Source organism: Micromonospora sp. NPDC047738 (genome assembly GCF_040642675.1).
Lineage (GTDB): Bacteria > Actinomycetota > Actinomycetes > Mycobacteriales > Micromonosporaceae > Micromonospora.
Genome location: NZ_JBEYSO010000002.1, coordinates 529,516 through 542,053, shown reverse-complemented (window position 1 = coordinate 542,053; position 12,538 = coordinate 529,516). Strand labels below are relative to the sequence as shown.

11 protein-coding genes are annotated in these 12,538 nt (G+C 70.4%); all 11 read right to left on the bottom strand.

What is annotated here, in order from left to right; translation table 11 throughout:
• Positions 1-63 precede the first annotated feature (63 nt).
• From nuoL to ABZ783_RS05915, 11 genes are read right to left on the bottom strand one after another with little or no spacing between them, the layout of a single operon-like run.
• Positions 64-2,022 (bottom strand): NADH-quinone oxidoreductase subunit L, encoded by a 1,959-nt coding sequence (gene nuoL / locus ABZ783_RS05965; protein WP_357434736.1) that lies wholly within the window; start codon positions 2,020-2,022, stop codon positions 64-66.
• A 10-nt stretch (positions 2,023-2,032) separates the two neighbouring features.
• Positions 2,033-2,332, bottom strand: a complete 300-nt coding sequence (gene nuoK / locus ABZ783_RS05960) for an NADH-quinone oxidoreductase subunit NuoK (RefSeq protein ID WP_073834091.1) — start codon at positions 2,330-2,332, stop codon at positions 2,033-2,035.
• A complete protein-coding gene (locus ABZ783_RS05955; RefSeq protein ID WP_073834092.1) occupies positions 2,329-3,099 on the bottom strand; it encodes an NADH-quinone oxidoreductase subunit J in 771 nt (256 codons plus the stop codon). The genes nuoK and ABZ783_RS05955 overlap by 4 nt, the downstream gene beginning before the upstream one ends.
• Positions 3,096-3,737, bottom strand: a complete 642-nt coding sequence (nuoI, locus tag ABZ783_RS05950) for an NADH-quinone oxidoreductase subunit NuoI (RefSeq protein WP_357434735.1) — start codon at positions 3,735-3,737, stop codon at positions 3,096-3,098. The genes ABZ783_RS05955 and nuoI overlap by 4 nt, the downstream gene beginning before the upstream one ends.
• A 1-nt stretch (position 3,738) precedes the next feature.
• Positions 3,739-5,088 carry an NADH-quinone oxidoreductase subunit NuoH gene (gene nuoH / locus ABZ783_RS05945; RefSeq protein WP_357434734.1) on the bottom strand — a complete coding sequence of 450 codons (1,350 nt, stop codon included), beginning with the start codon at positions 5,086-5,088 and terminating at the stop codon, positions 3,739-3,741.
• Positions 5,085-7,601, bottom strand: coding sequence for an NADH-quinone oxidoreductase subunit G (locus tag ABZ783_RS05940; protein ID WP_357434733.1), 2,517 nt, complete (start codon positions 7,599-7,601; stop codon positions 5,085-5,087). Before ABZ783_RS05940 ends, nuoH begins: the two co-directional genes overlap by 4 nt.
• Positions 7,601-8,917: an NADH-quinone oxidoreductase subunit NuoF gene (gene nuoF, locus ABZ783_RS05935; protein WP_357434732.1), complete on the bottom strand. Its 1,317-nt coding sequence runs from the start codon at positions 8,915-8,917 to the stop codon at positions 7,601-7,603. Before nuoF ends, ABZ783_RS05940 begins: the two co-directional genes overlap by 1 nt.
• On the bottom strand, positions 8,914-9,744 hold the full coding sequence (nuoE, locus tag ABZ783_RS05930; protein ID WP_357434731.1) for an NADH-quinone oxidoreductase subunit NuoE: 831 nt from the start codon (positions 9,742-9,744) through the stop codon (positions 8,914-8,916). The genes nuoF and nuoE overlap by 4 nt, the downstream gene beginning before the upstream one ends.
• Before the next feature lie 55 nt (positions 9,745-9,799).
• Positions 9,800-11,128, bottom strand: a complete 1,329-nt coding sequence (locus ABZ783_RS05925; RefSeq protein ID WP_357434730.1) for an NADH-quinone oxidoreductase subunit D — start codon at positions 11,126-11,128, stop codon at positions 9,800-9,802.
• Positions 11,125-11,862, bottom strand: a complete 738-nt coding sequence (locus tag ABZ783_RS05920) for an NADH-quinone oxidoreductase subunit C (RefSeq protein WP_357434729.1) — start codon at positions 11,860-11,862, stop codon at positions 11,125-11,127. Before ABZ783_RS05920 ends, ABZ783_RS05925 begins: the two co-directional genes overlap by 4 nt.
• Positions 11,859-12,536: an NADH-quinone oxidoreductase subunit B gene (locus ABZ783_RS05915; RefSeq protein WP_073834100.1), complete on the bottom strand. Its 678-nt coding sequence runs from the start codon at positions 12,534-12,536 to the stop codon at positions 11,859-11,861. The genes ABZ783_RS05920 and ABZ783_RS05915 overlap by 4 nt, the downstream gene beginning before the upstream one ends.
• Positions 12,537-12,538: the final 2 nt, after the last annotated feature.

The following is a 12,538-nucleotide window of genomic DNA, read 5'->3' as shown; positions in this document are numbered from 1 at the left end:
ATTCGGCCTTACCTCCGTCGTGACTGCATGGCCCGCCGGCGGGGGCGGCCGCGTTGAGGTCGATCACGCCAGCCACCCCGCCTGCACCGCCAGGAACGCCGCCACCACGAGCAGCGCGCCGGTCAGGATCGAGGTCGCGTACGACCGCACGAAACCGGTCTGCAGCCGCCGGAGCCGGCCCGAGCCCCCGCCCACGGCGGCGGCCAGGCCGTTGACCAGCCCGTCCACGCCCCGGTTGTCGAGGAAGACCAGCGCCCGGGTGAGGAAGATGCCCGGCTTCTCGAAGACCGCCTCGTTGAAGGCGTCCGTGTAGAGGTTCCGGCGCGCGGCGGTGACCAGCACGCCGGCCGGCTGCGGCGCGGTGGCCGTGCCGCTGCGGAACAGGAACCAGGCCAGTCCGGCGCCGAGCACGGTGACCAGCAGCGAGAGCGCGGTGATCAGCCCGTGGGAGAGAACGGCCTCGTGCTCCGCGTGCTCGCCGCCGAGGCCGGCGGTGGCGGTCAGCCAGTCCGGCACGGACGTGGAGAGCAGGAAGCCGGCACCGACCGAGCCGATCGCCAGCAGGATCAGCGGGATAGTCATCAGCTTCGGCGACTCGTGCGGGTGCTCGATGTCCTCGGTCCAGCGGGCCGGGCCGTGGAAGGTGAGCACGAAGAGCCGGGTCATGTAGAAGGCGGTGAGCCCCGCGCCGAGCAGCGCCGCGCCGCCGAACAGCCAGGCGGTCCAGCCCTCCCGCGCGAACGCCGCCACGATGATCGGCTCCTTCGAGAAGAAGCCGGAGAACGGGAACATGCCGATGATGGCCAGCCAGCCCATCATGAAGGTCAGCCAGGTGACCTTCATGTACTTGGCCAGGTTGCCGAAGCGGCGGATGTCCACCTGGTCGTTCATGCCGTGCATGACCGAGCCGGCACCGAGGAACATGTTGGCCTTGAAGAAGCCGTGCGCCAGCAGGTGCACGATGGCCAGCGCGTACGCCGCGCCGCCCAGGCCGACACCGAGGAACATGTAGCCGATCTGGCTCACCGTGGACCAGGCCAGCACCCGCTTGATGTCGTCCTTCGCCGCGCCGATGAGGCAGCCCATCAGCAGGGTGACCGCGCCGACGCTGACCACCACCAGCTGGAGCGTGGCGTTGGCCGAGAAGATCGGGTTGGAGCGGGCGATCAGGTAGACGCCCGCGGTGACCATGGTGGCCGCGTGGATGAGCGCGGAGACCGGGGTCGGGCCCTCCATCGCGTCCGGCAGCCACGCCTGCAGCGGGAACTGGCCGGACTTGCCGGCCGCGCCGAGCAGCAGCAGCAGGCCGAGCACCAGCACCGTGGTCTGGCTCAACGCACCGACGCCGCTGAACACCTCGTCGTACTGGGTGGTGCCGAGCTGGGCGAACAGCACGAAGATGCCGATGGCCAGGCCGGCGTCGCCGACCCGGTTCATCAGGAACGCCTTCTTGCCGGCGGTGGCCGCGCTCGGCCGGCCGTACCAGAAGGAGATCAGCAGGTACGACGCCAGACCGACGCCCTCCCAGCCGAAGTAGAGCATCACGTAGTTGTTGCCGAGCACCAGCAGCAGCATGGCGGCGACAAAGAGGTTGAAGTACCCGAAGAACCGTCGCCGGCCCTCGTCGTGCGCCATGTACTCGACCGCGTACAGGTGGATCAGGAAGCCCACCCCGGTGATCAGCAGGACGAACACCGCGGCCAGCGGGTCGAAGAGCAGACCGAAGTCCACCTTCAGGTCGCCGACCGTGATGAACTGCCAGAGGCTCAGCTGGACCTGCTTGCTCTCCAGACCACGGAGCTGGAGGAAGTAGGTCAGGCCGAGCACGAAGGCGGCGCCGATCGCGCCCACCCCCAGCCAGTGGCCCCAGCGGTCCGCCCGCCGGCCGAGCAGCAGCAGGATCGCCGCGCTGACCAGCGGGATCGCCACCAGCAGCCAGACGCTGCCGAGCAGCCCATCCGCCGTCGCGAAAGCAACGGCCCCGGTCGGTTCAGCCGACGCGAAGGTCAGAGTCTGTTCCACCGCAGGCCCCTCAGTACTTCAGCAGGTTGGCGTCGTCGACGCTCGCCGAGCGTCGAGTCCGGAAGATCGACATGATGATCGCGAGCCCGACCACGACCTCGGCCGCCGCCACCACCATCACGAAGAACGCCATGATCTGGCCGTTCAGGTCGCCGTTGATCCGGCTGAAGGTGACCAGCGTCAGGTTGGCGGCGTTGAGCATCAGCTCCACGCACATGAACAGCACGATCGCGTTACGCCGGATCAGCACGCCGACGGCACCGATGGTGAACAGCACCGCGGCGAGGATCAGGTAGTAGTCCGGGGTCACTTCTCCGTCCCCTTCAACGAGGTCTCCTCAGCGGTCAGCTCCCGCACCGGCAGGATCTCCGGGATGCTGCGGTCGGACAGCCGGCCGTCGGGCAGGCGGGCCGGGGTGGCCACCGACGAGGAGGTGGCGAAGACACCCGGTCCGGGCTTCGGCCCGGGGTAGTTGCCGGGGCGGAACCGCGCCTTCATGGTGGCGATCTGGTCCATCCGGTCCTCCTTGCGCCGCTCCACGTGCGCCAGCACCATCGCGCCCACGGCCGCCGTGATCAGCAGCGCGGAGGTCAGCTCGAAGGCGAAGACGTACTTGGTGAAGAGCAGCCGGGCGATGCCCTGCACGTTGCCCTCGGCGTTCGGCTTGTCCAGGCCGACCGCCTGGACGCCCTCCAGGGCCCGGTAGAGGCCGCTGCCCACCAGGCCGGCGAAGCCGACACCGAGCACCACCGCGGCGACCCGCTGGCCGCGCAGCGTCTCGATCAGTGAGTCGGAGGCGTCCCGGCCGACCAGCATCAGCACGAACAGGAAGAGCATCATGATCGCGCCGGTGTAGACGATGATCTGCACCATGCCGATGAACGGCCCGGCCTGCAGGACGTAGAACACGCCCAGGCAGAGCATGGTCAGCACCAGCCAGAGCGCCGAGTGCACCGCGTTCCGCGCCCAGACCATGCCGATGGCGCCGATCAGCGCCAGCGGGGCGAGGATCCAGAAGGTGACCTCCTCACCCCCGGACACCTGGCCCGCCGCGGCGAGCACTGTCTGAGTGGTCATGCCCCTGCTCCCTTGCCCGCCTCGGCCCGCTGCGCGGCCTGCTCGGCGCCGGGGAAGGTCACCCCGGGGTGCTCGTCCACCCGGTACGGCCCCGCGCCGTTCGGCGAGTGCTCCGCGCCGGCGGACGTGCCCGGGTTGGTCAGCCCGCCGACGTAGTAGTCCTTCTCGCTGTCGCCCAGCCGCATCGGGTGCGGCGGCTGCTCCATGCCGGGCAGCAGCGGCGCGAGCAGCTGCTCCTTCGTGAAGATCAGGTCCTGCCGGTTGTCCCGGGCCAGCTCGTACTCGTTGCTCATGGTGAGCGAACGGGTCGGGCACGCCTCGATGCACAGCCCGCAGAAGATGCACCGGGCGTAGTTGATCTGGTAGACGCTGGCGTACCGCTCACCCGGGGAGAAGCGCTGCTCCTCGGTGTTGTCGCCACCCTCCACGTAGATCGCGTCCGCCGGGCAGGCCCAGGCGCACAGCTCGCAGCCGATGCACTTCTCCAGGCCGTCCGGGTGCCGGTTGAGGATGTGCCGCCCGTGGTAGCGCGGCGCCGAGACCGGCGGCTTGAACGGGTAGTCGGTGGTGACGACCTTCCTGAACATGTGCGAGAAGGTGACCCCGAAGCCCTTGAACGTTCCGGTGATCGCGCCCACGTCACACCTCCCTGGAGTCCGAGCCGACGTTGGCCGGCTCCCGCTCGGCGACCACGCGCCTGGTGCGCGGGCTCGGTGGTACCTGAAGATCCATCGGCGGCAGCGGGAAACTGCCGTGCGGCCGGCTGTTGACCTGCTCCTGGAGCGACGGCATCGGCTCCTTCTTCCGGCTCGGCCAGAAGAGCGTGGCCAGCAGCAGGACGCCGGCGCCGATGCTGGTGGCGACGATCCGGTCCTCGGTCTGCCAGTCCTCGATCGAGCGGAGCCCGGCCAGGACCAGGATCCAGATCAGGTTGATCGGGAGCAGGACCTTCCAGCCGAAGCGCATGAACTGGTCGTACCGCAGCCGGGGCAGGGTGCCCCGCAGCCAGACGAAGACGAAGACCAGGATCAGCACCTTGCCGAAGAACCAGAGCATCGGCCACCAGCCCGAGTTGGCGCCGGCCCAGAAGGTGGTGATCGGGGCCGGGGCCCGCCACCCGCCGAGGAAGAGCGTGGTGGTGACGGCGGACATGGTGACCATCGAGACGTACTCGGAGAGCATGAAGAGCGCGAACTTCAGCGAGCTGTACTCGGTCATGAAGCCCGCGACCAGCTCCGACTCCGCCTCGGGCAGGTCGAACGGCGCCCGGTTGGTCTCCCCGACGGTGGCGATGAAGAAGATGATGAAGCTCGGCAGCAGCAGGATCGCGTACCAGCCCGGGGCCGGGACGTCGACGCCGAGGATGTTCAGCTGCGTGCCGTGCGCCTGGGCGGCGACGATCCCGCTGGTGGACATCGTGCCGGCGGTCATGAACACCGCCACGATGCTCAGCCCCATCGCGACCTCGTACGAGATCATCTGGGCGCTGGACCGGAGACCACCGAGCAGCGGGTACGTCGACCCGGAGGCCCAACCGCCGAGCACGATGCCGTAGATGCCCATCGATGAGCAGGCCAGCAGCACCAGCACCGCCACCGACACGTCGGTCACCTGCAGCGGCGTCCAGTGGCCGAAGATGCTGACCTTCGGGCCGAACGGCACCACCGACAGCGCGGTGACCGCGCAGATCACCGAGATGGTCGGGGCGAAGAAGTAGACGACCTTGTCGGCGGTCCGCGGGAGGATGTCCTCCTTGAAGGCCATCTTCAGACCGTCGGCGAGGGTCTGCAGCAGGCCGAACGGGCCGACCTGGTTGGGTCCGGGCCGCACCTGCATGTAGCCGACGACCCGACGCTCGAACCAGACGCCGAGCAGCGTGGCCAGCAGGCCGAAGACGAACGCGAAGACGATCTTGATAAGGACCAGCCACCACGGGTCCTTGCCGAAGTCGGCCAGCGTCGGATCCTGCGCCGCGAGGTAGAGGTTCACTGGACACTCCCGGTGTTGAGGAGCGGACCCGGGCGGCCATCGGCGTCCGCGGCGACGCGCCCGGCCGGAACGGCCGGAGCGCCGACCGACGCGGCGGAGACCTGCACGACGTCGCCGGACGTAGCGCCGAGGCTGCGCCGGACGGTCGAGCCGGGTGAGTTGGTCGGCAGCCAGACGACGCCGTCCGGCATCTCGGTGATCGCCGCCGGCAGGGTGACCGCGCCGCGGTCGGTGCCCACGGTCACCGGGTCGCCGTCGGCGACGCCGAGCGCCTCGGCGGTGCCCTTGCCCAGCCGGACCACCGGCGGGCGGGCGGTGCCGGCGAGGTGCTCGTCACCGTCGGTGAGGCTGCCCAGGTCGATCAGCTGGTGCCAGGTGGCCAGCACGGCCTCGCCCGGCCCAGGCTGTTGGACGGTGCCCGGCTCGACGCTGGGGGCGGCCGGGGCATCCACCCGGGTCGGCGGCAGCGCGGCCAGCTCGCGGCGGACGCTCGTCACGTCGCCGGTGCCGAGCCGGACGTCGAGCTGCGCGGCCAGCGCGTCGAGCACCCGCCCGTCGCTCATCGCCGCGGTGTCCAGCACCTTCTCGAAGGTGCGCAGCCGGCCCTCCCAGTCCAGGAAGCTGCCGGCCTTCTCGACCACCGGGGCGACCGGGAAGACCACGTCCGCCCGGCGGGCCACCGCGCTCATCCGCAGTTCCAGGCTGACCAGGAACGGCACCGCGTCCAGGGCCTGCTCGGCCAGGCGCGGGTCGGCCACGTCGGCCGGGTCCACCCCGGCCACCACGAGGGCGCCGAGCTGGCCGTTGGCCGCGGCGACGAGGATGCCGTCGGTGTCCCGGCCGGCCTGACTGGGGATCACCCCGGCCGCGATGTCCCACGCCTCGCCGAGCTCGGCGCGGGCGGCCGGCTCGGTGACCAGGCGGCCACCGGGGAGCAGGTTGGGCAGGCAGCCCGCGTCGACCGCGCCGCGGTCACCCGCGCGCCGCGGCACCCAGGCCAGCTTGGCCCCGGTACGCCGGGCGACGTCCGCCGCGGCGGAGAGCCCGCCGGGCACCGCGCCCAGCCGCTCGCCGACGATCAGGATCGCGCCCGGCTGGCTCAGCGCCTCGGCCACCGTGGCGTGCTCGGCCAGCACGCTGGCCTCCTCGCCCGGCACCACCCGGGCCAGCTTGGCGCCGAGCTTCTCCAGGCCGCGCGTCGCGAACGGCGCGATCGCGTACACCGTGAGCTTCTTCTGCTGGTACGCCTTGCGCAGCCGCAGGAAGAGGATCGGGCACTCCTCCTCCGGCTCCAGGCCAACCAGCACCACCGCGGGCGCGTTCTCCACGTCCTGGTAGGTCACGTCGGTGACCCCGGCGACGCTGCTGGCCAGGAAGTCGGCCTCCTCGCGGGAGACCGGGCGGGCCCGGAAGTCGATGTCGTTGGTGTGCAGCGCGACCCGGGCGAACTTGGCGTACGCGTAGGCGTCCTCGACGGTCAGCCGGCCGCCGGTCAGCACGGCCGTGCCCGGCCCGCCGTCCCGGGCGGCCCGCAGGCCCTCGGCGGCCCGGGTCAGCGCCTCGCTCCAGGACGCCTCGCGCAGCTCACCGGTCCGCTCGTCGCGGACCAGCGGGGTGGTGAGCCGGTCGAACGCCCGGGCGTACTGGAATCCCCAGCGGCCCTTGTCGCAGTTCCACTCCTCGTTCACCGCCGGGTCGTCGCCGGCCAGCCGGCGCAGCACCTTTCCGCGCCGCCAGTCCGTGCGCTGGGCGCAGCCGGCCGAGCAGTGCTCGCAGACGCTCGGGGTGGAGACCAGGTCGAACGGGCGGGCCCGGAACCGGTACTGCGCGCCGGTCAGCGCGCCCACCGGGCAGATCTGCACCGTGTTCCCGGAGAAGTACGAGTTGAACGGGACGTCACCCGCCTCGTCCCCGGACTCCGCGCCGTACGCGTCGTCCCGGTAGATGTTGATCTCCTCGGCGGACGACCGGTTCATGAGGTCGATGAACTTGTCACCGGCGATCTCCTCGGAGAACCGGGTGCAGCGCTGGCAGAGCACGCACCGCTCGCGGTCGAGCAGCACCTGGGTGCTGATCTCCAGCGGCTTCTCGTACTCCCGCTTGTGCTCGTGGAACCGGGAGTCCGTCCGGCCGGTGGACATCGCCTGGTTCTGCAGCGGGCACTCGCCGCCCTTGTCACACATCGGGCAGTCCAGGGGGTGGTTGAGGAGCAGCAGCTCCATCACCCCCTCCTGCGCCTTCTTGGCGACCGGCGAGGTGAGCTGGGTCCGCACCACCATGCCGTCGGCGACGGTCTGGGTGCAGGAGGCGACCGGCTTGCGCTGGCCCTCCACCTCCACCAGGCACTGCCGGCAGGCGCCGGCCGGGGCCAGCAGCGGGTGGTCGCAGAAGCGCGGGATCTCGGTGCCCATCTGCTCGGCGACCCGGATCAGCAGCGCCCCCTTGGGCGCGGTGACCTGGACGCCGTCGATGGTCAGGGTGACGGTCTCGGTCTGCTTGGCTACGTCGGTCATCAGTGGGCTCCCACCAACTGCTTGTCGGAGAGCTTCGGCGCGGTACGTCCCTCGATGTAGTCGAGGTAGTCCTGCTTGAAGTACTGCAGCGACGAGGTCACCGAGCTGGTCGCACCGTCACCCAGACCGCAGAACGAGCGGCCGAGGATGTTGTCGCAGGTGTCGAGCAGGGTGTCCAGGTCCTCGTGGGTGCCCTGGCCGGAGAGGATCCGCCGGTAGACCCGGACCATCCAGTAGTTGCCCTCGCGGCACGGGGTGCACTTGCCGCACGACTCGTGGTGGTAGAACTCCAGCCACCGGTACGTCGCGTACACCGGGCAGTCCTGGTCGGAAAAGATCTGCGTGGCCGTGGTGCCCAGGATCGAGCCGGCCGCCGCCACCCCCTCGAAGTCCAGCGGCACGTCCAGGTGCTCGGCGGTGAGCAGCGGCGTCGACGAGCCGCCCGGGGTCCAGAACTTCAGGTTGTGCCCGGGCTGCATCCCGCCGGCCAGCTCGATCAGCTCGCGCAGGGTGATCCCCATCGAGCACTCGTACTGGCCGGGGTTGGCGATCCGGCCGGAGAGCGAGTAGATCATCGGGCCGGACGACTTCTCCGTGCCCATGGTCCGCCACCAGTCCGCGCCACCGAGCACGATGTACGGAACGCTGGCGATGGTGCCGACGTTGTTGACCACGGTCGGGCTGGCGTAGAGGCCGTGGGTCGCCGGGAACGGCGGCCGCAGCCGGGGCTGGCCCCGGAAGCCCTCCAGCGAGTCCAGCAACGCGGTCTCCTCGCCGCAGATGTACGCCCCGGCGCCGGAGTGCACCACCAGCTCCAGGTCGAAGCCGCTGCCGAGGATGTTCCGGCCCAGGTAGCCCTTGGCGTACGCCTCCTGCACGGCGTTGCGCAGCCGGCGGGCGGCGTGCACCGCCTCACCCCGGATGTAGATGTATGCGCGGTTGGCCCGGATCGCGTACGAGGCGATGATCACGCCCTCGACCAGCGAGTGCGGGTCGTGGGTCATCAGCGGCAGGTCCTTGCAGGTGCCCGGCTCGCCCTCGTCGGCGTTCACCACCAGGTAGTGCGGCTTGCCGTCGCCCTGCGGGATGAACCCCCACTTGAGGCCGGTCGGGAAGCCCGCGCCACCCCGGCCGCGCAGCCCGGAGTCCTTGATCAGCTGGATCAGGTCGTCCGGGTGTGCCTTGACCGCCTTGCGCAGGGCGGCGTAGCCGTCCAGCTTCTCGTAGGTGCCGATCCGCCAGGCGTCCGGCGACAGCCAGCGCTTGGTGAGCACCGGCGTCAGCTTGGCCAGCGTCTCCGGCCGAGGCGTCGTCACTTCTTGGCCTCCGCTTCCTTGAGGTTGCGCTGCTGCGCCCCGGCCCCGTCGCCGGCCGGCTTGCGGTCGGTGGCCGGCGGGTTGGCCGCCGTGCCCGCGGCCTGGGCGGCCTTGGCCTGCTCGGCAACCTTGTCGGCCTCGGCCTTGCTGCGGATCGGGGTGTTCGGGTCGAAGCCCGGCACCGAGATGCCGTGCTGCTCGGCCAGGCGCAGGCCGCGCAGGGTCGGCTCGCCCGGGCCGCCGTCGGCGACCGCGCCCTCCCGCTCGTCGGCGAAGCCGGCGAGCTGGACCGACATCTCCTTGAGGCTGCAGAGGCGGGCGCCCCGGGTCGGCATCGGCCGGCCGCCGGCGCGCAGCTCCTCGACCACACCGAGCGCGGTCCGCGGGTCGACCCCGTCGAAGAAGTCGTAGTTGACCGTCATCACCGGGCCGTAGTCGCACGCCGCCAGGCACTCGGCGTGCTCCAGGGTGATCCGGCCGTCCTCGGTGGTCTCGTCGTGCCCGACGCCCAGGTGCTCGGCGAGGGTGTCGTAGACCTCCTGGCCACCCAGCACGTTGCACATGGTGTTGGTGCACACGCTGACCAGGTAGTCGCCGGTCGGCTTGCGTTTGTACATGGTGTAGAAGGTGGCCACCGCGCCGACCTGGGCCTTGTTCAGGCCGAGCACCTCGGCGCAGAACTCGACGCCGGCGGGGGAGACGTAGCCCTCCACCGACTGCACCAGGTGCAGCAGCGGCAGCAGGGCCGAGCGGGACCGGTCCGCCGGGTACCGGGCGATGATCTCCCGCGCCCGGGCCCGGGTCTCTTCAGTAAAATTCGTCGTCATCAGAGCCGCCCTTCGTTCGCGACTGCGGTGCTCCGCTTCGCTGCGCTCCTCGCGCTCACCGGTCACACCCCCCCATGACGGGGTCCAGCGAGGCGCCACCGGCGATCACGTCGGCGATCAGGCCGCCCTCGGCCATCGCCGGGAGGGCCTGCAGGTTGACGAAGCTGGGCTCCCGGTAGTGCACCCGGTACGGCCGGGTGCCACCGTCGGAGACCGCGTGCACGCCCAGCTCGCCGCGGGGCGACTCGATGCCGACGTACACCTGGCCTGGCGGGACCCGGAAACCCTCGGTGACGAGCTTGAAGTGGTGGATCAGCGACTCCATCGACTGACCCATGATCTTGGCGACGTGCTCCAGCGAGTTGCCCATGCCGTCGACGCCGATGGCCAGCTGCGCCGGCCAGGCGATCTTCTTGTCGGCCACCATCACCGGGCCGGGCTTGCTCAGCCGATCCACCGCCTGCTCGACCAGCTTGAGCGACTCCCGGATCTCGGCGAGCCGGACCTGGTAGCGGCCCCAGACGTCGCCGTCGGTGTGGGTCGGGACGTCGAACTCGTACGTCTCGTAGCCGCAGTACGGCATGGTCTTGCGCAGATCCCAGGCGAGACCGGCGGAGCGGAGCACCGGACCGGTGACGCCGAGCGCCAGGCAGCCGGTCACGTCGAGCACCGCGACGTGCTTGGTGCGCTCGACCCAGATCGGCTGGCCGGAGAGGAGGTCCTCGTACTCCTTGAGCTTCTTCGGCATCATCTTCAGGAAGTTGCGGATCTTGACGATCGCGTCGTCCGGCACGTCCTGCGCCACCCCGCCCGGCCGCACGTACGCGTGGTTCATGCGCAGGCCGGTGATGGTCTCGAAGATGTCGAGGATGTACTCCCGCTCGCGGAAGCCGTACAGCATGATCGAGATCGCGCCCAGCTCCATGCCGGTGGTGGCCAGCCAGACCAGGTGCGAGGAGATCCGGTTGAGCTCCATCATGAGCACCCGGATGGTGTTGGCCCGCTCGGTGATGTCGTCGGTGATCCCGAGCAGCTTCTCCACCGCCAGCGCGTACGCCGTCTCGTTGAACAGCGGGGAGAGGTAGTCCATCCGGGTCACGAAGGTCGAGCCCTGGACCCAGTTCCGGTATTCGAGGTTCTTCTCGATGCCGGTGTGCAGGTAGCCGATGACCGAGCGGGCCTCGCGGACCGTCTCGCCCTCCAGCTCCAGGATCAGCCGGAGCACGCCGTGCGTGGACGGGTGCTGCGGACCCATGTTGACGACGATCCGCTCGTCGTTGATCGGGTCGGTGCCGGAGACGACCGTGTCCCAGTCCCCACCGGTGACGGTGAAGACCTTGCCCTCGGTGGTCTCGCGCTCGGTCGCGTAGTTCGACGTCGTCACTGGTACGACCTCCGCTTGTCCGGCGGCGGGATCTCCGCGCCCTTGTACTCGACGGGCACGCCGCCGAGGGGGTAGTCCTTGCGCTGCGGGTGCCCCTCCCAGTCGTCCGGCATGAGGATCCGGGTCAGGTTGGGGTGGCCGTCGAAGACGATGCCGAACATGTCGTACGTCTCCCGCTCCTGCCAGTCGGCGGTCGGGTAGACGCTGGTGACGCTCGGCAGGTGCGGCTCCTCGGCGGAGACCGCGGCCTCCAGCCGGACCCGGCGCCGGTAGGTCATCGAGGTGAGCTGGTAGACGACGTGCAGCCGGCGCTCCTCCGCGCCCAGGTAGTCCACGCCGGACACCGAGGAGCAGAGCTCGAAGCGGAGCGCCAGGTCGTCGCGCATCACCTGGCAGACCTCGGCGATCCGCTCCGGGCGGACGTGCAGGGTCAGCTCGCCCCGGTCGACCACGACCTTCTCGATGGCGTCGCCGAAGTCGGGGTACGCCTCCTCCAGCGCGTCCCGGACCTCGTCGAAGTAGCCGCCGTACGGCCGGGGGCTGTCCTCGATCGCCGTGCGCTGCCGGACCAGGCCGCCGAAGCCGGAGACGTCGCCGGTGCCGTGGATGCCGAACATGCCACGGCCGGCGGGGCTGGCCGGCGGGAGCTCGGCCGGTGCGCCGCTGGTGGCACCGGCCGGCGGCACCGGTACCGGCACGCCGCCGTTGTTGTTGCTGTCGTTTGGTGCGGTCACTTCGGGCCCCCGTGTGCGTGGAGGTGGTTCTGCGCCTTCATCCAGTTCTCGATCCGCAACTGCTCCTCGCGCCCCTCGCGGACCGCCCTGGTCCACTCGGCGCGCCGGGCCTTGTCGTTGCGGTACGACGACGGCATCGAGCCGTACGGCACGACCGGCACGTCACCGCGCTCCTTGCGGGCCTCCAGCATCTTGCGGCCGTTCGGACCCAGCGGCTCGTACATGATCTTCTCGCGGAGCTTGAGGATCGCGTCGATGAGCATCTCGGGCCGGGGCGGGCAGCCCGGGAGGTACATGTCGACCGGGACGATGTGGTCGACGCCCTGCACGATGGCGTAGTTGTTGAACATGCCGCCGCTGCTGGCGCAGACGCCCATCGAGAGCACCCAGCGGGGCTCGGCCATCTGGTCGTAGATCTGGCGCAGGACCGGGGCCATCTTCTGGCTCACCCGGCCGGCCACGATCATCAGGTCCGCCTGCCGGGGCGAGGCCCGGAAGACCTCCATGCCCCAGCGACCCATGTCGTAGTGCGGGCCACCGGCCGCCATCATCTCGATGGCGCAGCAGGCCAGGCCGAACGTGGCGCCCCAGACGGACGACTTCCGCGACCAGTTGACCAGCTTCTCGACGGTGGTGAGCAGGACGCCGGAGGGAAGCTTCTCCTCGATGCCCATCT